Source organism: Pulveribacter sp. (genome assembly GCF_032079985.1).
Lineage (GTDB): Bacteria > Pseudomonadota > Gammaproteobacteria > Burkholderiales > Burkholderiaceae_C > Melaminivora.
Map to the genome: position 1 here is coordinate 944,062 of NZ_DAMATK010000002.1, position 18,933 is coordinate 962,994.

Sequence of the window (18,933 nt, forward strand, 5' to 3'; positions counted from 1 at the left end):
GCTGCCGGCCGGTCGGGCGTTGAGCGCGTTCGCGCAGACCCAACGCGCCCGACGCACAGCATCTTTGACAGCCCCGGCTCTCAGAACAGCGCGCCCTGCCCGCGCGCCAAACCCGGCTGGTACTGCGACAGGTCCAGCTCAAAGCGCTCGCGGTTGAGGCCCAGCCGTGCGCAGGCCTTGTGAAAGCGCTGGCGCAGCAGCTCGCCCCAGATGCCCGTGCCGCTCATGCGCGTGGCGTGGCGGCTGTCGTAGCTCTTGCCGCGCTGGCGCGCCTGCGCATCGTCGATGCCGTGCAGGTCCTGGATGCGCGCCATGACGCGCGCGGCGCGGTCGGGGTAGTGCAGCTGCAGCCATTCGCGCATCAAGGGGTCCACCTCCCAGGGCAGGCGGATCACGGTGTAGAAGGCGCGCGTGGCGCCGGCCTCGCGCGCGGCGGCCAGCACCTGCTCCATGTCCTCGGTGATGAAGGGGATCTGCGGGGCCACGCTCACGCCCACCGGCACGCCCGCATCGGCCAACGCGCGCAGGGTGCGCAGGCGCCGGTGCGGCGCGGCGGCGCGCGGCTCCAGAATGCGGGCCAGCTTCGCGTCCAACGTGGTGATGGTGACGTAGACGGCGGCCAGCCGGTTGGCCGCCAGCGGGGCGATCAGGTCCAGATCGCGCTCCACCCCGCTGGACTTGGTGATCAGCGAAAAAGGGTGGCGCGCATCGCCCAGCACCTCGATCAGCGCGCGCGTCAGGCGCAATTCGCGCTCCACCGGCTGGTAGCAGTCGGTGGCCGAGCCGATGTTGATCACGCTCGGCTGGTGGCCGGGCCGCGCCAGCTCGGCGCGCAGCAGGGCGGCGACGTTGCGCTTGGCGATGATGCGCGTCTCGAAATCCAGCCCCGGCGACATGCCCAGGTAGCTGTGCGTGGCCCGGGCGTAGCAGTACACACAGCCGTGCTCGCAGCCGCGGTAGGGGTTGACCGAGTGCGAGAAGAAGATGTCGGGCGAGTCGTTGCGCGTCAGGGCACTGCGCGCGTCCTCCCAGATGACCTCCGTGCGCACGGGCAGAGGCGCGGCATCAGCGCCCTGCTCCAGCCCGGCCCAGCCGTCGTCGAAGGCCTCGCGCTGGTCCACGCTGAAGCGGTGCGCCAGGCGTCCGGCCACCCCCCGGCCCTTGACGGCCTGCGCCGGGATGCGGACGGCGGGAGCTTGCCCAGCACCATCGTGCTCATTGGGGAAGGGGTTGTGGCTCATGGCAATAACTGTACAAACATACAGATTTTGCCGCAATGCCCGCCTACGCCGTTTGGCCGCCCTTGGCAAGCCTGGCGCAATTCGCAGCGCGTCCGTATGAGATTGCTTGGCAAAGCGCAGGCCCGGCCGCACAATGGACGGCATCGCGCCCTCGGGTGCCCACCCACCGCTCTGGCCCGGACAACCCCGTTGCCCGGGCTTTTGTCCGTCTGGGTCGGGTCGCCGCGGCCGCCGCCGGGGGACTTTCTTTGTCCCTCCTACACGAACAAACAAACCGTCTCACGGAGCCTCATCATGCTGCGCAAGCCCGCCATCACCCTGTCGTCCCTGGACATGGAGCGCCTGGAAGCGCTGTTGGACAAGACCGCGGCGCCTTTCCCCGGCCGCGACCAGCTGGAGGCCGAGCTGGACCGCGCCGACGTGCTTGCCCCCAAGGACATGCCGCCCAACGTGGTGACCATGAACTCCACCGTGCAGTTCACCATCCTGGAGACCGGCAAGGCCAACACGCTGACCCTGGTTTATCCGCGCGAGATGGACGGCTCGGGCGACAAGGTCTCGGTCTTCGCGCCAGTGGGCATAGCCCTGCTGGGCCTGGCGGTGGGCGACGAATTCCAGATGCCCAGCCCGACCGGCCAGGTCACGGTGCGCGTGGACTCCATCACCTTCCAGCCCGAGAGCGCGGGCGAACTGCACCGCTGAAAACCGCTCCGCGGCCACCAGTGACAAGGCAGCCCGCGGGCTGCCTTTGTTTTTCCCTTTCAGCGCAGCGCGGCCAGCAGCGCCGTCGCCAGCCCCGCGCCCACCAGCCCCAGTTGCCAGCGCAGCGCCTTGTGCCAGGTGGGCACATGGCGCTCCACCCGCTGATACAGCACCCATCCGGCCAGCAGCGACAGCGCAAAGCCGGCCAGCAGGCCCAAAGCGGCAGCCGGCACCGAGTCCGGCCACAGGTTGCTCACCAGCGCATTGACCAGCAGGCACACGGCGAAGTGCACCAGGAAGACGGAGTACGAGATCTGCCCCAGCCAGCGCAGCGGCGCCACACCCTGCCAGCGCGCCACCGCCGGCAGGCGCATCAGCCCACCCAGGGCCAGCGCCGTGGCGCCCGCCAGTGCGATGCGGTCGCGCCAGTCGAGCAGCAGCGCCGCCGCCACCAGGGCGGCCATGGCCAGCAGCCAGCCGCGGGATTCGCTTTGCTCCGCATGCGCCGCCCACCAGGCCATCATGCCCAGCCCGTACGCGCCGAAGAAGTACAGCGCCCACACGTCCCAGTCCGCGTCGCGGTTGAAGACCAGCAGCGACGCGGCTGCCAGCACCGCCGCCAGCGCCTGGCCCGCGCGGGCGCGCAGCGCTGGCGGGACCATGGCGCGCACGCCGGCCAGCAGCAGCACGGTGAGCGCGAACAGCTGGAAGTCGATGGCCACGTACCACACGCCGGCCGACAACGACTCCTCGCCCGCTACGCCGTGCAGCAGCAGCGCGTGGGCCAGCAGTTGGGGCAGGTCCGGGTCGGGCGACACGGCCGGGTCGTCGAACCACGGCCGCACGGCCGCCGACGTGGCGATGACCACCACCAGCGCCACCGCATAAGGCACGACCAGGCGCACGAAACGCTGGCCGATCTTGGCCGCCGGCGCGCCAAAGCGCGCGCTGCCCTGCGGCGCCAGGCTGGCGGCGGCCAGGTAGCCGGCCAGTACCAGGAACACCTGCACGGCCATGCGCGCGTAGTCCACCAGCGCCGCCATCAGGCCCGGCACTGCCTGCGCCACCAGCTGCGGCAGCGGGCCGTAGAAGGCCAGGTGGTGGGCCACGATGGCGGCGCACGCCACGGCCTTGGTGCAGTCGATCAGCGCACTGCGCGAAGCGGAGGACATGGGGGTGGAAAGGGAAACGGGATCAAAAAAGCCGGCCCCTGAACAGGGGCCGGCTGGCCGTGCGGTTGCGGTCGGCGCGGTCCGCATTGTGCGCCTGCTGCACATTTTCTGCAGGCGGCTTGCGGGCGCCACGGGCGTGGCGCGCCGCGTCAGGCGGCGGTCAGCAGACGCTTGCGGGCGGCTTCGTATTCGCGGCGCAGGCGGGCCACCAGTTCGGCCGCGGGCACTACGGCGTCGATGGCGCCGATGCCCTGGCCGCAGCCCCAGATGTCCTTCCAGGCCTTGGCCGCTGCGCTGCCACCGAAGTTCATCTTGCTGGGGTCGGACTCGGGCAGCTTGTCCGGGTCCAGGCCGGCGGCGCGGATGGACGGCGCCAGGTAGTTGCCGTGCACGCCGGTGAACAGGTTGCTGTAGACGATGTCGTCGGAGTTGCACTCGACGATGGCCTGCTTGTAGGCCTCGCTGGCGCGCGCCTCTTCGGTGGCAATGAAGGCCGAGCCGATGTAGGCGAAGTCGGCCCCACAAGCCTGCGCAGCCAGCACCGCGCCGCCCGAGGCGATGGAGCCCGACAGCGCCAGCGGGCCGTCGAACCACTGGCGGATCTCCTGCACCAGCGCGAACGGGCTCTTCACGCCGGCATGGCCGCCGGCGCCGGCGGCCACGGCGATCAGGCCGTCGGCGCCCTTCTCGATGGCCTTGCGGGCGAACTTGTTGTTGATGATGTCGTGCAGCACCACGCCGCCCCAGCCGTGGACGGCCTGGTTCACGTCCTCGCGCGCGCCCAAGGACGTGATGATGATCGGCACCTTGTACTTGGCGCAGACCTGCATGTCGTGCTCCAGCCGGTCATTGCTCTTGTGCACGATCTGGTTGATGGCAAAGGGCGCTGCGGGGCGGTCGGGGTTCGCCTTGTCCCAGGCGGCCAGGGTTTCGGTGATCTCGGCCAGCCAGTCGTCCAGCTGCTCGGCCGGGCGCGCGTTGAGCGAGGGCATAGAGCCGACGATGCCGGCCTTGCACTGCTCGATGACGAGCTTGGGGTTGCTGATGATGAACAGCGGCGAGCCGATGACGGGCAACGTGGTTTTCTGCAGGGCTGCGGGCAGGGCCATGGGGGTGTCTCCAGAAGAAATTTTTAATGAAATACGGCTCCAGCGCTTATGCAGCAAGCGCTGGCAGCTATCTTTTCAAGAGCAGGTCAAAACGCTTCCAGCGGCAGCTGCATGACGCTGGCGCCGCCGTGCACGATCTCGTCGCGCAGCGCCGGGGCGCGCACCAGGATGTGCTCGGCATAGAAGCGCGCGGTGGCGACCTTGGCCTGCATGAAGGCCGCGTCCTGCCCCGTCGCGGCCAGGCGCTCGGCCACCAGCAGCGCGCGCGCCATCTGCCAGCCGGCCACCAGGTTGCCGGCCAGCATCAGGTAGGGCACGCTGCCGGCGAACACGGCGTTGGGGTCCTGCTTGGCGGCGCCGACGACGAAGTCCACCACTTCCAAAAAGGCCGTGCGCGCGGCGGTCAGGCGCTCGGCCATGGAGCGGGCGGCGTCGCTGGCGCTGGCGCGCAGCTCGCTCTCGGTTTTCTCGATCTGCGCGGCGATGGCACGGGCCGTGGCCCCGCCGTCGCGGCCGGTCTTGCGGCCCACCAGGTCATTGGCCTGGATGGCGGTCGTTCCCTCGTAGATGGGCAGGATGCGGGCGTCGCGGTAGTACTGGGCGGCGCCGGTCTCCTCGATGAAGCCCATACCGCCGTGCACCTGCACACCCAGGCTGGTCACTTCCAGGCTCATCTCGGTGGAGAAGCCCTTGACCAGCGGCACCATGAATTCATAGAAGGCGGCGTTGTCCTTGCGCACCTCGGCGTCCGCGTCGTGGTGCGCGGCGTCGTAGGCGGCAGCGGCCACGGTGGCCATCGCGCGGCAGCCCTCGGTGTAGGCGCGCATGGTCATCAGCATGCGGCGCACGTCGGGGTGGTGGATGATGGTGGCGCTGCCCTTGACCGAACCGTCGACCGGACGGCTTTGCACGCGCTCGCGGGCGTATTGCACGGCGTGCTGGTAGGCGCGCTCGGCCACGGCGATGCCCTGCACGCCCACGGCGTAGCGGGCGGCGTTCATCATGATGAACATGTACTCCAGGCCGCGGTTTTCCTCGCCGACCAGGTAGCCCACGGCGCCGCCATGGTCGCCGAACTGCAGCACCGCCGTGGGCGAGGCCTTGATGCCCAGCTTGTGTTCGATGGACACGCAGTGCGCGTCGTTGCGCGCGCCCAGCGAGCCGTCCGCGTTCACCAGGAACTTCGGCACCACGAACAGGCTGATGCCCTTCACGCCCTCGGGCGCGCCGGCCACGCGGGCCAGCACCAGGTGCACGATGTTCTCGGCCATGTCGTGCTCACCGTAGGTGATGAAGATCTTGGTGCCGAAGACCTTGTACGTGCCGTCACCTTGCGCCTCCGCGCGGGTGCGCACCAGCGCCAGGTCGCTGCCGGCCTGGGGCTCGGTCAGGTTCATGGTGCCGGTCCACTGGCCGGAGATCAGCTTTTCCAGGTAGGTGGCCTTCAACTCGTCGCTGCCGGCCGTCAGCAGCGCCTCGATGGCGCCGTCGGTCAGCAACGGGCACAGCGCGAAGCTGAGGTTGGCGCTGTTGAGCATTTCCACGCAGGCCGCGCCAATGGTCTTGGGCAGACCCTGGCCGCCGAAGCTGGCCGGGTGTTGCAGGCCCTGCCAGCCGCCCTGGGCGAACTGCGCAAAGGCGTCCTTGAAGCCGGGCGTGGTGGTGACCACGCCATCCTTCCACGACGAGGGGTTCTGGTCCCCCGGCACGTTCAGCGGCGCCACCACGCCCTCGTTGAAGCGGGCGCACTCCTCCAGCACGGCGGCGGCGGTGTCCAGGCCGGCGTCCTCGAAGCCGGGCATCTGCGCGACCTGCTCGATGTTCGCCAGGTGCTCGATGGCGAACAGCATGTCCTTGACGGGGGCGGTGTAACTCATGGGGTCCTCAACGACGCAAACGAATGCAGCAAAGTAGTCAAAAAAAAGGCATCGCAAGCGATGCCTTCACGCTCCGGGGCCGGCGTTACAGCGCCTTGACCAGCTCGGGCAGCGCCTCGAACAGGTCGGCCTCCAGGCCGTAGTCGGCCACCGAGAAGATGGGCGCCTCGGCATCCTTGTTGATGGCCACGATGACCTTGGAGTCCTTCATGCCGGCCAAATGCTGGATGGCGCCGGAGATGCCGACCGCGATGTACAGCTGGGGCGCGACGATCTTGCCCGTCTGGCCCACCTGCAGGTCGTTGGGTGCATAGCCGGCGTCCACTGCAGCGCGCGAAGCGCCGATGGCGGCGCCCAGCTTGTCAGCCAGGGGGGTGAGCACGCTCTGGAACTTCTCGGCGCTGCCCAGGGCGCGGCCGCCGGAGACGATGACCTTGGCGGCCGTGAGCTCGGGGCGGTCGCTCTTGGTGACCTCACGGCCCACGAAGCTGCTCTTGCCCGAGTCGCCCGCGGCCTGCACGGTCTCGACCTGCGCGCTGCCGCCGCTGGCGGCGGCGGCGTCAAAGCCCGTGCCGCGCACGGTGATGACCTTCACGCTGTCGCCGCTTTGTACCGTGGCGATGGCGTTGCCGGCGTAGATCGGGCGCTCGAAGGTGTCGGGGCTGACCACCTTGGTGATGTCGCTGATCTGGGCCACGTCCAGCTTGGCGGCCACGCGCGGAGCCACGTTCTTGCCGCTGGCGGTGGCGGGGAACAGGATGTGGCTGTAGCTGCCGGCCTGTGCCACGGCCAGCACCTGGGCGGCCAGGTTCTCGGCCAGACCGTCCTTCAGGGACGCGCCATCGGCGTGCAGCACCTTGGCCACGCCGGCGATCTGCGCAGCGGCCTGTGCGGCGGCGCCGGCGTTCTCGCCGGCCACCAGCACGTGCACATCGCCGCCACAGGCAGCGGCGGCGGTGACGACGTTGAGGGTGGCGGGCTTGAGCGACGCGTTGTCGTGTTCAGCAATAACGAGTGCAGTCATGGTGTGTCTCTATCCCTTGTAACTTCAGATGACCTTGGCTTCGTTGCGCAGCTTGTCCACCAGCGCGGCCACGTCGGCAACCTTGACGCCGGCGCCGCGCTTGGCGGGCTCGACCACCTTCAGCGTCTTCAGGCGCGGGGCGATGTCCACACCCAGGTCCTCGGGCTTGACGGTGTCCAGCTGCTTCTTCTTGGCCTTCATGATGTTGGGCAGCGTGACGTAGCGCGGCTCGTTCAGGCGCAGGTCGGTGGTAATCACGGCGGGAAGCTGCAGGGCGACGGTTTCCAGGCCGCCGTCCACTTCGCGCGTCACGCTCACCTTGCCGTCTGCGGCCTCGACCTTGCTGGCAAAGGTGGCCTGGGGCAGGTCCGCCAGGGCGGCGAGCATCTGGCCGGTCTGGTTGGAGTCATCGTCAATGGCCTGCTTGCCCAGGATGATGAGCTGGGGCTGCTCCTTGTCCACCAGTGCCTTGAGCAGCTTGGCCACGGCCAGGGGCTGCAGGTCGGCGTCGGCAGGGGTCTCCACCAGGATGGCGCGGTCGGCGCCGATGGCCATGGCGGTGCGCAGGGTTTCCTGGCACTGCGTGGGGCCGCAGGAGACGGCGATGATCTCGGTGGCGACGCCCTTTTCCTTCAGGCGTACGGCCTCTTCGACAGCGATCTCGTCAAAGGGGTTCATGCTCATCTTGACGTTGGCGATGTCCACCCCGCTGCCGTCCGATTTCACGCGGACTTTCACGTTGTAGTCCACCACGCGCTTGACAGGGACCAAGACCTTCATTGCTGCGGCTCCTTCGATGTTGATTGGATGATTGATTGACGTTGACGTAAACCGGACCATTCTATTGCGCAGCGCAGCATGAGGCCGCGAAGCAACTAAAACGAACGATCGTGCTTTTTCTGAATTATGCCAGCCTCGCCGCAGCGGGTCGAGCTCGGCGGGTCCGGCAGGCGACAGGCCAGGCGGCCGGGCTCAGCCGCCGTGCGCCGCCTTCCAGGCCGGCTGGCGCTTCTCGGCGAAGGCGCGGGCGCCTTCCTGCGCCGCGTCGTCCATCATGTTGGTGGCCATGGCCTGCCCGGCCAGCTGGTAGGCACCCTCCAGGCCCAGCTCGCGCTGCTGGTAGACCAGCGCCTTGCCCATGGCGACGGCCACGCGGGGCTTTTCCACGATGGACTGCACCAGCGCCTGGACTTCGGCATCGAGCCGACCCGGCGCCACCACGCGGTTGACCAGGCCCTGGTCCAGCGCCGTCTGCGCGTCGATGAAGTCGCCGGTCAGCAGCATCTCCATGGCACGCTTGGCCGGCACGTTGCGCACCAGCGGCACGCTGGGCGTGGCGCAGAACAGGCCGTAGTGGATGCCGCTGGTGGCAAAGCTGGCCTCGTGTGTCGCCACGGCCAAATCGCACTGCGCCACCAGCTGGCAGCCCGCGGCCGTGGCCATGCCGTGCACGCGGGCGATGACCGGCACGGCCAGCTTGTGGATGGACAGCATGACGCGGCTGCACTGGGCGAACAGCTGCTGGTACCAGGCCAGGTCGGGGTTGGCGGCCATGTCCTTGAGGTTGTGGCCGGCGCAAAACGCCTTGCCATTGGCGGCCAGCACCACGGCGCGGGCCTCGTCGTCGTGCGCCACCTCGTCAAGGGCGTGCTGCAGGGCGTCCAGCATCTCGCTGCCCAGGGCGTTGAAGCGCTTGGGGTCGTTCAGCGTCAGGGTGTAGACGCCACGCGCGTCGCGCTCGACCAGCACCAGTGCATCGGGGTTCGTCGTCATGTGTATTTACTCCTTTGAGGCGCTGCGCGTCATCATCACGCAGCGCGCGAATCTAGGCGCACCCCATGCCAGCAGGCGCCGTGGATCCGGCTTCGCCGGTCCAGTGGCGCCGTCCCCTTTCCAGCGCGCTGCAAGCGCGCGCCAGAGAAGAAGGAAGCCGCGCAGCGGCACAGGGGGTTGTCACAAGTCCGCCAATACGCGCAGGTGCGCCTCCACGCTGCGCGACAGCGGCCCCATCATGTAGCCGCCTTCCAGGCAGGACACGATGCGGTTTTTGGCAAAACGCCGCGCTACATCCTTGATGCGCATGGTGATCCAGGTGTAGTCCTGCTCGGTCAGGCCCAGCTGGCCCATGTCGTCGTCGCGGTGCGCATCAAAGCCGGCGCTGATGAAGATCATCTCGGGCTTGAAGGCCTCCAGGCGCGGCATCCAGATCATCTCGACGATGTCGCGCACGTCCATGCCTTTGGTGTAGGCCGGCACGGGCACGTTGAGCATGTTCTCGGCCGGGTGCTGGTCGCCGCTGAAAGGATAGAACGGGTGCTGAAAGATGCCCACCATCAGCACCCGCGGGTCGCCCGAGAGGATGTTCTCCGTGCCGTTGCCGTGGTGCACGTCGAAGTCGACGATGGCCACGCGCTTCAGGTGGTGGCGCTCCAACGCATATTTGGCAGCGATTGCCACGTTGTTGAAGAAGCAAAAGCCCATGGCCTTGCCCTTCTCGGCGTGGTGTCCGGGCGGGCGCACGCTGCAAAAGGCGTTCTCCAGTTCGCCGTCCACGACCGCGTCGGTGGCGGCCAGGGCCGCGCCCGCGGCGCGCAGCGCGGCCGTCCAGGTGTGGCGGTTCATGGCCGTGTCGGTGTCGATCTGCACGTGCGCCGGGCCGCCCGCCTCTTCTTCCTCGATCAGCCGATCGCTCATGCCGCGCAGCGAGGCGATGTACATGCGGTCGTGCGCCAGCTCGATGTCGGCCAGCGACGCCAGCGGCACGTCACGCCGCTCCAGCGCATCGGCCACGCCGCTGGCCAGCAGCCGGTCCTCGATGGCGTCCAGCCGCGCCGGGCACTCGGGGTGTCCCACGCCCATGTCGTGCAGCCAGAAGTCGCGATGGGAGTAATAGCCCGTCTTGCCCGCACTCATTGCTCTTGCCCCCAAATTTTTCGGATAACGTCGCGCCATGCATGCACAGCACCAAATCAAAGCGCTTCTGGACCAGCTTAACACGGTGATCGTGGGCAAAAACAGCCAGGTTCAGGACTGCGTGGCGTGCCTTTTGGCCGGCGGCCACCTGCTGATCGAGGACGTGCCGGGCGTGGGCAAGACCACGCTGGCGCACGCCCTGGCGCGCACCTTCGGACTGCAATTCGCCCGCGTGCAGTTCACCGCTGACCTGATGCCCAGCGACCTGACCGGCGTGTCGGTGTACGAGCGCGGCAGCCAGGCCTTCGCCTTCCACCCCGGCCCGGTCTTCACCCAGGTGCTGCTGGCCGACGAGATCAACCGCGCCAGCCCCAAGACGCAAAGCGCGCTGCTCGAAGCCATGGAAGAAAAGCAGGTCTCGGTCGAAGGCGCCACGCGCGCCCTGCCCGATCCCTTCTTCGTCATCGCCACGCAGAACCCGCACGACCAGCTGGGCACTTTCGCCCTGCCCGAGAGCCAGCTGGACCGCTTTTTGATGCGCATCTCCCTGGGCTACCCGGACCGCGCCGCCGAGCGCCTGCTGCTGGCCGGCAGCGACCGGCGCGACATGGTCGAGAGCCTGCAGCCACTTTTGATCGGCCCGCAGCTGGCGCAGTTGCAGCAGCGCGTGCTGGGCGTGCACGCGGCCGAGCCGCTGCTCAACTACGTGCAGGACCTGCTGGAGGCCACACGCTCGGGCCGCTGGTTCCTGCAGGGCCTGTCGCCGCGCGCCGGCATCGCCCTGATGCGCGCGGCCAAGGCGCAGGCGCTGATCGAGGGCCGCGACTACGTGGCGCCGGACGACGTGCAGGCCATCCTGCCCCAGACCGTGGCGCACCGCCTGGTGCCCGTGGGCGACGCCGGGCGCGGCGCCGTGGAGCAGGTGCGCGCCATGCTGCAGGCCGTGCCCCTGCCCTGATGGCCGGCCACACCGCCCCCACACCGCACGTCCCGCACGTCCCGCGCGGCCCGCTCGCCGCCCTGGCCGCGCGCTGGCGCCGCTGGTGGCTGGCCCGCCTGCACCGCACCGACACGCTGACGCTGACCCAGGGCAACATCTACATCCTGCCCACGGGCGCGGGTTGGGGGCTGGCCCTGACACTGCTGGTGCTGCTGATCGCCTCCATCAACTACCAGCTCAACCTGGGCTACCTGCTCACCTTTTTGCTGGCCGGCAGCGTGGCGGCCAGCGTGCACCTGAGCCACGGGACGCTGCGCGGCCTGTCGCTGCACCTGCTGGCGCCCGAGCCGCAGTTCCTGGGCACGGCGGCGGTGCTGCAGGTGCAGCTGCACAACCGCCGCCGCAGCCCGCGCCACGCCATCGCGCTGGCGGTGCACGGCAGCGGCCAGTGGGCCGTGGCCGACGTGCCGGCGGGTGGCAGCGCCACGCTGCAGGTGGCCTTCTCGCCCGCCCGGCGCGGCCTGCAGGACGTGCCGGTGCTCACGGCGCAGACCCTCTTCCCCCTGGGCACCTTCCGTGTCTGGACGCTGTGGCGGCCCGCCGCCCAGGTGCTGGTCTACCCGCGCCCGGAGCTGCCGGCCCCGCCCCTGCCGCCCGGCCAGCCGCAGGCCGGCGGCGGCGCCAGCGCCAGCGCGCGCGGCATGGGCGAGTTCGAGGGCGTGCGCGCCTATCAGCGCGGCGACCCGATGAAGCTGGTGGTCTGGAAGAAGGCCGCGCGCGCGCTGGCCACCGGCTCGGACGATCTGGTCAGCCGCGACACGCACCAGAGCCAGCGCCACGAGCTGTGGCTGGACGCCGCCGCCACCGGCCTGCCCGACCCGGAGGCGCGCGCCTCGCGCCTGGCCAGCTGGGTGCTGCAGGCCGACCGCCTGGGCCTGGACTACGGTCTGCGCGTGCCCGGCCAGGAGATCCGCCCGGCCCAGGGCGCCGCCCACCGCCGCCGCTGCCTGGAGGTGCTGGCGCTGTGCTGACCGTTATTTACATCAAATTAGCCTCCAACCATTGCCAGGCAAGCGCCAGCAGCTATCAATCAAATAGCACGATGCGGGGAGGCAGGCCATGAACGCCCGCGCCGCCCAGCTGCCGCGCGAGACGCGCGATACGCTGTTTTTGCTGCTGGTGGTCGCCTGCTGCCTAGCCCCGCTGGCCGCGCACATCCCCATCTGGGGCGTGGCCATGGCCGCTGCCCTGCTGGGCTGGCGCGCCTGGCTGGCCTGGCGCAGCCGGCCGCTGCCCGGGCGCTGGGTGACGGCCGTGCTGCTGGCCGCCACCGTGGCGCTGACGGCGGCCACGCACCGCACCGTGCTCGGCTATGAGGCCGGCGTGACCCTGATCACCATGCTGCTGGCCCTCAAGACGCTGGAGCTGCGCGCCCGGCGCGACGCCATGGTGGTGTTCTTCCTGGGCTTCTTCACGCTGCTGGCCAACTTCTTCTTCTCGCAGTCGCTGCCCACCGCCGCCGCCATGCTGCTGGCGCTGCTGGGCCTGCTGACGGCCCTGGTCAACGCCCACCTGCCGGTGGGCCGCCCGCCGCTGACGGCCAGCATGCGCATCGCCGCGCGCATGGCGCTGCTGGGCGCGCCCGTCATGGTGGCGCTGTTCCTGCTGTTTCCGCGCCTGGCACCGCTGTGGGGCGTGCCGGCGGATTCGGCCAGCGGGCGCAGCGGCCTGTCGGGCCAGATGAGCGTGGGCAGCGTGGCCGAACTGGCGCTGGACGACAGCGTGGCCTTTCGCGTGCGCTTTGACACGCCTGGCGGTGAGGCGCCGCCGCAAAGCGGCCTGTACTTCCGCGGGCCGGTGCTCAGCGCCTTCGACGGGCGCGACTGGTACGCCCTGCCCCAGGCCGAGGCACGTGGCCTGGTCCCGTGGGCGCACCCTACCCAGGCCGAGCTGCGCGTGCAGGGCGAGCCGCTGGCCTACGAGCTGACGCTGGAGACCTCGCGCCGCCCCTGGCTGCTGACGCTAGACGCCGTGCGCCAGCGCCCCGAAATGCCCGAGGGCTACGGCGCCGTGATGACACCCGAGCTGCAGTGGATGGCCAGCCGCCCCCCGACCAGCGTGCTGCGCTACCGCGCGCACAGCTACCTGGACTTCAGCCACGGCCCGCTGCAGGAAACGCGCGCGCTGAACACCTACCGCCAGCTGCCCGAGGGCTACGACCCGCGCACCCAGGCCCTGGCGCAGCAGATGCTGCAGCAGGCGGGCGGCGACCCCGCCGTACTGGTACAGGCCACACTGGCGCGCCTGCGCACCGGCGGCTACCGCTACACCCTGGAGCCGGGGGTGTACGGCACGCACACCGCCGACGAGTTCTGGTTCGACCGCAAGGAAGGTTTTTGCGAGCACATCGCCTCGGCCTTCGTGATCCTGCTGCGCGCGGCCGGCGTGCCGGCCCGCATCGTCACCGGCTACCAGGGCGGGCAGGTCAACAGCGTGGATGGCTACTGGACGGTGCGCCAAAGCGACGCCCACGCCTGGGCCGAGGTCTGGCTGCAAGGCCGCGGCTGGGTGCGCGTCGACCCCACCGGCTCGGTCGCCCCCGACCGCATCGGCCTGCCCCTGCGCCTGCAGGCGCCGCGCAGCGGCTTCGGCAATGCCATGGATCTGGTCATCAGCCCCACGGCGCTGCAGCGCCTGCGCGCCGTCTGGGAGGCGGTGGACAACCGCTGGAACCAGTGGGTGCTGAACTACACGCAGGGCCGGCAGATGGACCTGCTCAAGCGCCTGGGCGTGCGCTCGCCCAGTTGGCAGGACCTGGTGCAGCTGCTGGGCCTGCTCACCGCACTGGCCGCCGCCACAGGTGCCGCGTACGCTGCCTGGCAGCGCCACCGCCAGGACCCCTGGCAGCGCCTGCTGGCCAGCGCGCGCCAGCGCCTGGAGCGCGCCGGCCTGCCGCTGCCCGCCCACCTGCCCCCGCGCGGCATGGCCGAGGCGGCGCGTGCCCACTTCGGCGAAGCCGCCACGCCCGCCGCGCGCTGGCTGCTGCGTGTGGAGCAGGCGCGCTACGCCCGCCAGCCGGGCCGGGCGCTGGCGCAGCTGCAGCGCGAGCTGCGGCGGCTGGACTGGCCCCGGCGGCCGTGACCGCGGTCCCAAGCCGAGGCGCTATCGTTTGAATAGCTACTTGCGCAGCAGGGACGGGCGCTGGAGGCCTAAAACACTTGAATCGTCAGGGCCGCTGCATGCGGCAGCTTGAGGGTTGTGCCGCCTGCTCCGCCGCGATCTGGCGCACCACGCGAAAGCCGTAGCCCGAGCCTTCCACGTCGAACTCCACGCCCGGCGCGCCCAGGCGGTCCATCACGCCCACCACCAGCGTCTGCTGGAACTGGTGGTCCTGCGCGCGCATGCGCCCGCCCTGGCCGTGCAGGCTGACCTGGGCGCCCTCCAGCGCACGGGCCACGGCCGCGGCGTCGGTGCTGCCGGCACGCTCGATCGCCTGGGCCAGCGCCTCCACCATGAGCTGCATGCGCATGTGCACATAGTCGTCCTGGGGCTTGGGAAAGCGCTCGCGGAAGGACTGATAGAAGGCGCGGCTGCCGGCCGTGGGCACGTTGGGCAGCCAGTCGGCCACGGCCACCACGCGGCCCACGCCGGCGTCGCCCAGCGCCGCCGGGGCGCCCAGGGCGTTGCCGTAGAAGGTGTAGAACATGCCGTCGTAGCCCACCTCGCGCGCGGCCTTGACCAGCAGCGTCAGGTCATTGCCCCAGTTGCCCGTCACCACCGCCTGCGCGCCGCTGGCTTTGATCTTCACGGCGTAGGGCGCAAAGTCCTTGACCCGGCCCACGGGGTGCAGCTCGTCGCCGACGATGGCCACGTCCGGGCGCTGGGCGCCCAGCTGGCGCCGGGCCTCGCGCAGCGCGGCCTGGCCGAAGCTGTAGTCCTGCCCGATCAGGTAGACGCGCTGCAGCGCCTTGTCCTCGCGCATCACGTCCATCAGCGCGGCCATGCGCATGTCGGCGTGAGCATCGAAGCGGAAGTGCCAGAAGCTGCACTTCTCGTTGGTCAGGATGGGGTCGACGGCGGAGTAGTTCAGGAACAGCACGCGCTTGTCCGGCTCGCGCTGGTTGTGCTTGTTGACGGCCTCGATCAGCACCGCGGCGGTGGCCGAGGAATTGCCCTGCAGGATGACGCGGGCGCCATCGTCGATGGCCGCGCGCAGGGCCGACAGTGCCTCTTCGTTCTGGCCCTTGCTGTCGTAGCGCACCAGCTGCAGCGGCCGGCTGCCGCCAGCGGCTGCCGGAAGCGCCACACCACCGCGGCCATTCACGCGCTCGATGGCCCAGGCGATGTTGCGGAACACCGCCTCGCCCGTGTTGGCGAAACTGCCGGAGAGCGACTCCACCAGCGCCACCTTGATGGGAGCGCCGGCGGCTTGCGGCGCTGACGCATGGGCAAGCATCGGCGCAAGGACCGCAAAAGCCAGCGTGCAGGCAGCCAAGGCGGCACGGCGAGACAAGGAAATGAGAGTGTGCATGCGGCAAGAACGGAAATAGGGAATAACAAGCGCCAAGGCGTCTAACGCGGCAGCGGTGATTGTTGGCCCGGCCGGCACCGGAAGAAAGATTCGCGCCCACAGAAAGTGAGCACCAAAGAAATGACCGCAAATGTGGGCAACTAGTGCATTTTTTATAGAAAGATAGTTGTAGATGCATGTCGATACATGAAAGATCAAAGCACTGGCAGTCTCGCTTTATAACTTCACCCAAATTGCATTCAAAAGAGCTTAACTTTCTTCATTTTTTATTGTTAACGCGCAAAAATTGCACGCAGATGCGAGCAGAAATAAAAAAGCCAGGCACATGGCCTGGCTTGGGAAGTAAAACGGCAAGCGCCGGCGCCTACTGCGCTTGCTGCTCTATCGCTTCCCGTTCCTGCAGTGGCACGCTCTGCGCAGCGGTGGCCTGAGGGGCCGGCATCACCCGCACATAGCGCTCAAACAGCTGGAAGAAGCGTTCGTAGAACTGTGCGTCGGAGATGGTCTCGCTGCCCACCTTGACCAGGGTGTCGTCGGTGGCGCTGAAGGGCAGCGACACCGAGCCGATGCCACCCACCCCGAGCGAAGCGGAGTTGTTGACCTTCTTGATGACGTAGCGGTCCTGCAGCGCGCTGGCGAACGCCGAGGTGCGCTCATCCTGCACGCCTTCGGGAGCGCATACCACGCGCATCTCCACTTCGTAGTGGATGTCCGGATGCGGCTGGTAGTACTTGCGTCCGGCCACCAGTTCGCGCGTGGCCGTGTTCACCAGATAGCCCTGGCTCAGCAAAGCGCGTCGCGCCGCTTCGCAGGTGCGATCCTGCGAGGCGGCGATGTGGCGCATGTGCGTGTTGGAGCTGTCGAAGTCATTGGGCGTGAAGGACGTGCCGCTGCGCTCCAGCCCCGGCATGGTGTCGGACACGCTGCCGCAGCCGGCCACAAAGGCGGCGCAGGCCAGGGAAAGAAAGCGAAGCGGAAGGCGGAAGGTGGGCAGGAGCGGCATCGTGGCAACGCAACACGGAGGGCAGCCATCCATTGTGCAACGCGGCAAGGCCGGCAGCCGCGAAAACCCCATGGCCGGTCGTTTCACTATTGAAACAATAGCTTTCAGCGTTTGCTGGTCAATGGTTTGAAGCCGAAATCTCTTCCAGCGGCCAGCGCGGCTTGACGTCGAAGGCGTAGTCGCGCCGCAGCTGCGCCACCCCCGCCTGCAGGCGCATGGCGGCGGCCATGGCGATCATGGCGCCGTTGTCGGTGCACAGGTGCAGCTCCGGGTAGTGCACGCGCACGCCGCGCTGGGCACAGGCGGCGTCCAGCTGCTCGCGCAGCAGCCGGTTGGCGCCCACGCCACCGGCCACCACCACCCGCTGCAACCCGGTGGCGGCCAGGGCCGCCAGGGTCTTCTTGACCAGCACCTCGACAATGGCCGCCTGGGTGCTGGCGGCCAGGTCGGCGCGGCGCTCGGGCAGCGCGTCGCCCAGGCGCTGGGCCTGGGCGAGCACGGCGGTCTTTAGCCCGGCGAAGGAGAAATCCAGGTCGCCGCTGTGCAGCAGCGGGCGCGGCAGCTTGAAGGCGCGCGCGTCGCCCTCGCCGGCCAGGCGCGATAGCGCCGGCCCGCCGGGGTAGCCCAGCCCGAGCAGCTTGGCCGACTTGTCGAAGGCCTCGCCAGCCGCGTCGTCGATGGTCTCGCCCAGCAGCGCGTAGCGGCCCACGCCGTCCACGCGCATCAGCTGGGTATGGCCGCCGGAGACCAGCAGCGCGACGAAGGGAAACTGTGGCGGGTCGGCGCTCAGGAAGGGCGACAGCAGATGCCCCTCCAGGTGGTGCACGCCCATGGTGGGCCGGTCCAGCGCCGCGGCCAGGGCGCTGGCCACGCCGGCGCCCACCAGCAGGGCGCCGGCCAGGCCCGGCCCGCGCGTGTAGGCGACCACGTTCACCTGGTCCAGCGCCACGCCGGCCTCGCGCAGCACCGCGCCGGTCAGGGGCAGCACGCGGCGGATGTGGTCGCGGCTGGCCAGCTCGGGCACCACACCGCCATAGGCCTGGTGCATCTCGATCTGGCTGTGCAGCGCGTGCGCCAGCAGCTGCGGCGTCTGCCCGGGCGCGCCGGTGCGCACCAGGGCGACGCCGGTTTCGTCGCAGGAAGATTCAATACCCAGGATCAGCTCGCTCATGGCGGCGAGTGTAGTGGGCGGCCCCTGCCCCGCGCCGGGGCAGGGAGGACAGCGGGCGTGCCCCTACCAGCGGTCGGAGCGCATGCGCAGCTCCCAGCTGGCCTTGCGCAGCTCGTACACGCCGACGGCGCCGTAGCGCTGCTCGCCCGTCTCATCCCAGGTCATGGTGCCGGTCACGGGGGCGTAGCCGTTGATGCTGCGCAGCACCTTGGTGATGGCCGCCGGGTCGGCCGAGTTGGCCTTGCGGATGGCCTCGCTGACCACGTACATCGCGTCATACGTGTAGTGGCCGCCGTAGGCCGGGGGCTTTTGGTAGGCGGCGATGTACTTTTCCAGGAATTGGCGGCCGGTGGTGAATTCAGTCACGTCCAGCACGGGCGAGGTGGCGTAGATCTGCTCCACCATGTCCATGCCCTTGGCCATGTCGGCGGTCTTGACCAGGTCGCCACCCAGCAGGGCCATGCGGGTGTGGCCGATCTTTTTTAGCTCCTGCAGCAGCGCCAGGGCCTGGAAGTCGTTGAGCATGCAGACGAACACGCCGACCTGGGCCTCCTTCAGCTTGGCCGCCAGGTCCTTGAAGGCCACGGTCTTGTCGTCAAAGCTCTGGTGCAGGGCGACGTTCTTGTTGGCCTTCTTCAGCTCGGCGACGGCGCCGTCGGCCAGGCCCTTGCCGTACGGCGTGCCGTCATCGGCCACGGCGTAGGCCTTGGCGTCCAGCTGCGCGGCGGCGAAGGCCCCGATGGCGCGCGCCTGCAGCGCGTCGTTGGCGACGATGCGGAAGGTGGTGGGCAGCCCCAGCTGGGTGATCTTGGGGTTGGTGGAGATGATGAGCTGCGGCACGTTCTTGGCCGCGTACAGGGGCGCCGTCTCCAGGCTCACGCCGGAGTTGAGGTGGCCGATGACGGCGGACACCCCCGCCTCCAGCAGCTGCGCCGCTGCCGCCCGCCCGCCGGCGGCGTCGGCGCGGTCGTCCTGGGCAATGACCTCGAAGGTCACACGCTTGCCGTCCACCGAGTAGCCGGCCTTGTTCAGCTCGCTCACGGCCAGGCGTACGCCGTTGAGCAGGTCCTGGCCCAGCGCCGCCAGCGGCCCGGACAGGGGTTGCGCCACGCCGATCTTCACCACGTCCGGCACCTTGCTGCAGCCGGCCATCCAGGGGCTGAGGCCCAGGGCGGCGGCGCCGGCTGCGAACTGCCGGCGATTGATTTCAAGCTTCACGTGACCCTCCTTGTGTGTACACGTTGGTTTTG

15 protein-coding genes and 1 pseudogene are annotated in these 18,933 nt (G+C 69.3%); 4 read left to right on the plus strand and 12 right to left on the minus strand.

The features are described from left to right. Positions 1-80: 80 nt before the first annotated feature. Positions 81-1,241, minus strand: a complete 1,161-nt coding sequence (locus tag RT282_RS10720; RefSeq protein ID WP_313313836.1) for a PA0069 family radical SAM protein — start codon at positions 1,239-1,241, stop codon at positions 81-83. Positions 1,242-1,535: 294 nt separating this feature from the next. Between RT282_RS10720 and rnk the strand changes: the two genes are divergently transcribed. Next, positions 1,536-1,943 (plus strand): nucleoside diphosphate kinase regulator, encoded by a 408-nt coding sequence (gene rnk / locus RT282_RS10725; RefSeq protein ID WP_313313839.1) that lies wholly within the window; start codon positions 1,536-1,538, stop codon positions 1,941-1,943. Positions 1,944-2,002: 59 nt separating this feature from the next. On the opposite strand, the gene RT282_RS10730 is transcribed toward rnk, so the two are convergent. The 7 genes from RT282_RS10730 to RT282_RS10760 form a co-directional block, all read right to left on the minus strand. Then, a complete protein-coding gene (locus RT282_RS10730) occupies positions 2,003-3,115 on the minus strand; it encodes an acyltransferase family protein (protein ID WP_313313841.1) in 1,113 nt (370 codons plus the stop codon). A 149-nt stretch (positions 3,116-3,264) separates the two neighbouring features. Then, positions 3,265-4,224 (minus strand): nitronate monooxygenase family protein, encoded by a 960-nt coding sequence (locus tag RT282_RS10735; RefSeq protein WP_313313843.1) that lies wholly within the window; start codon positions 4,222-4,224, stop codon positions 3,265-3,267. Between the two features lie 86 nt (positions 4,225-4,310). Next, on the minus strand, positions 4,311-6,101 hold the full coding sequence (locus RT282_RS10740; protein ID WP_313313845.1) for an acyl-CoA dehydrogenase: 1,791 nt from the start codon (positions 6,099-6,101) through the stop codon (positions 4,311-4,313). A gap of 85 nt (positions 6,102-6,186) precedes the next feature. Further along, the gene (locus RT282_RS10745; RefSeq protein WP_313082396.1) at positions 6,187-7,125 is read right to left on the minus strand and encodes an electron transfer flavoprotein subunit alpha/FixB family protein; all 939 of its coding nucleotides are present in this window, start codon (positions 7,123-7,125) and stop codon (positions 6,187-6,189) included. Positions 7,126-7,149: 24 nt separating this feature from the next. Continuing rightward, positions 7,150-7,905 (minus strand): electron transfer flavoprotein subunit beta/FixA family protein, encoded by a 756-nt coding sequence (locus RT282_RS10750; RefSeq protein ID WP_312302699.1) that lies wholly within the window; start codon positions 7,903-7,905, stop codon positions 7,150-7,152. Between the two features lie 192 nt (positions 7,906-8,097). Next, positions 8,098-8,898 (minus strand): enoyl-CoA hydratase, encoded by an 801-nt coding sequence (locus RT282_RS10755; protein WP_312302701.1) that lies wholly within the window; start codon positions 8,896-8,898, stop codon positions 8,098-8,100. Positions 8,899-9,078: 180 nt separating this feature from the next. After that, entirely contained in the window at positions 9,079-10,038 is a 960-nt protein-coding gene (locus RT282_RS10760) for a histone deacetylase family protein (protein WP_312302703.1), read from the minus strand. Positions 10,039-10,075: 37 nt separating this feature from the next. Here RT282_RS10760 and RT282_RS10765 point away from each other — a divergent pair, with 37 nt between their 5' ends. The 3 genes and pseudogenes from RT282_RS10765 (at position 10,076) to RT282_RS10775 (ending at position 14,119) form a co-directional block, all read left to right on the plus strand. Next, positions 10,076-10,996, plus strand: coding sequence for a MoxR family ATPase (locus tag RT282_RS10765; RefSeq protein WP_313313849.1), 921 nt, complete (start codon positions 10,076-10,078; stop codon positions 10,994-10,996). After that, the gene (locus RT282_RS10770; protein WP_313313852.1) at positions 10,996-12,009 is read left to right on the plus strand and encodes a DUF58 domain-containing protein; all 1,014 of its coding nucleotides are present in this window, start codon (positions 10,996-10,998) and stop codon (positions 12,007-12,009) included. Before RT282_RS10765 ends, RT282_RS10770 begins: the two co-directional genes overlap by 1 nt. Before the next feature lie 71 nt (positions 12,010-12,080). Beyond that, positions 12,081-14,119, plus strand: a pseudogene (locus tag RT282_RS10775) (DUF3488 and transglutaminase-like domain-containing protein). 85 nt (positions 14,120-14,204) lie between these two features. Here the strand turns inward: RT282_RS10775 and RT282_RS10780 are convergent. The 4 genes from RT282_RS10780 to RT282_RS10795 all read right to left on the minus strand — a co-directional run bounded on the left by RT282_RS10780 (position 14,205) and on the right by RT282_RS10795 (position 18,901). Beyond that, positions 14,205-15,509 (minus strand): branched-chain amino acid ABC transporter substrate-binding protein, encoded by a 1,305-nt coding sequence (locus RT282_RS10780; RefSeq protein ID WP_409519470.1) that lies wholly within the window; start codon positions 15,507-15,509, stop codon positions 14,205-14,207. A 364-nt stretch (positions 15,510-15,873) separates the two neighbouring features. Further along, entirely contained in the window at positions 15,874-16,512 is a 639-nt protein-coding gene (locus tag RT282_RS10785) for a DUF2242 domain-containing protein (RefSeq protein ID WP_313313857.1), read from the minus strand. A gap of 118 nt (positions 16,513-16,630) precedes the next feature. Then, positions 16,631-17,683 carry a tRNA (adenosine(37)-N6)-threonylcarbamoyltransferase complex transferase subunit TsaD gene (gene tsaD / locus RT282_RS10790; RefSeq protein ID WP_313313859.1) on the minus strand — a complete coding sequence of 351 codons (1,053 nt, stop codon included), beginning with the start codon at positions 17,681-17,683 and terminating at the stop codon, positions 16,631-16,633. A 63-nt stretch (positions 17,684-17,746) separates the two neighbouring features. Continuing rightward, positions 17,747-18,901 carry a branched-chain amino acid ABC transporter substrate-binding protein gene (locus tag RT282_RS10795; RefSeq protein WP_313313861.1) on the minus strand — a complete coding sequence of 385 codons (1,155 nt, stop codon included), beginning with the start codon at positions 18,899-18,901 and terminating at the stop codon, positions 17,747-17,749. Positions 18,902-18,933: the final 32 nt, after the last annotated feature.

Excerpts from the sequence above, each read along its gene's own strand:
- RT282_RS10720 (WP_313313836.1), bottom strand. The coding sequence starts at position 1,241 with ATGAGCCACAACCCCTTCCCCAATGAGCACGATGGTGCTGGGCAAGCT.
- rnk (WP_313313839.1), top strand. The coding sequence starts at position 1,536 with ATGCTGCGCAAGCCCGCCATCACCCTGTCGTCCCTGGACATGGAGCGC.
- RT282_RS10730 (WP_313313841.1), bottom strand. The coding sequence starts at position 3,115 with ATGTCCTCCGCTTCGCGCAGTGCGCTGATCGACTGCACCAAGGCCGTG.
- RT282_RS10735 (WP_313313843.1), bottom strand. The coding sequence starts at position 4,224 with ATGGCCCTGCCCGCAGCCCTGCAGAAAACCACGTTGCCCGTCATCGGC.
- RT282_RS10740 (WP_313313845.1), bottom strand. The coding sequence starts at position 6,101 with ATGAGTTACACCGCCCCCGTCAAGGACATGCTGTTCGCCATCGAGCAC.
- RT282_RS10745 (WP_313082396.1), bottom strand. The coding sequence starts at position 7,125 with ATGACTGCACTCGTTATTGCTGAACACGACAACGCGTCGCTCAAGCCC.
- RT282_RS10750 (WP_312302699.1), bottom strand. The coding sequence starts at position 7,905 with ATGAAGGTCTTGGTCCCTGTCAAGCGCGTGGTGGACTACAACGTGAAA.
- RT282_RS10755 (WP_312302701.1), bottom strand. The coding sequence starts at position 8,898 with ATGACGACGAACCCCGATGCACTGGTGCTGGTCGAGCGCGACGCGCGT.
- RT282_RS10760 (WP_312302703.1), bottom strand. The coding sequence starts at position 10,038 with ATGAGTGCGGGCAAGACGGGCTATTACTCCCATCGCGACTTCTGGCTG.
- RT282_RS10765 (WP_313313849.1), top strand. The coding sequence starts at position 10,076 with ATGCATGCACAGCACCAAATCAAAGCGCTTCTGGACCAGCTTAACACG.
- RT282_RS10770 (WP_313313852.1), top strand. The coding sequence starts at position 10,996 with ATGGCCGGCCACACCGCCCCCACACCGCACGTCCCGCACGTCCCGCGC.
- RT282_RS10780 (WP_409519470.1), bottom strand. The coding sequence starts at position 15,509 with ATGCACACTCTCATTTCCTTGTCTCGCCGTGCCGCCTTGGCTGCCTGC.
- RT282_RS10785 (WP_313313857.1), bottom strand. The coding sequence starts at position 16,512 with ATGCCGCTCCTGCCCACCTTCCGCCTTCCGCTTCGCTTTCTTTCCCTG.
- tsaD (WP_313313859.1), bottom strand. The coding sequence starts at position 17,683 with ATGAGCGAGCTGATCCTGGGTATTGAATCTTCCTGCGACGAAACCGGC.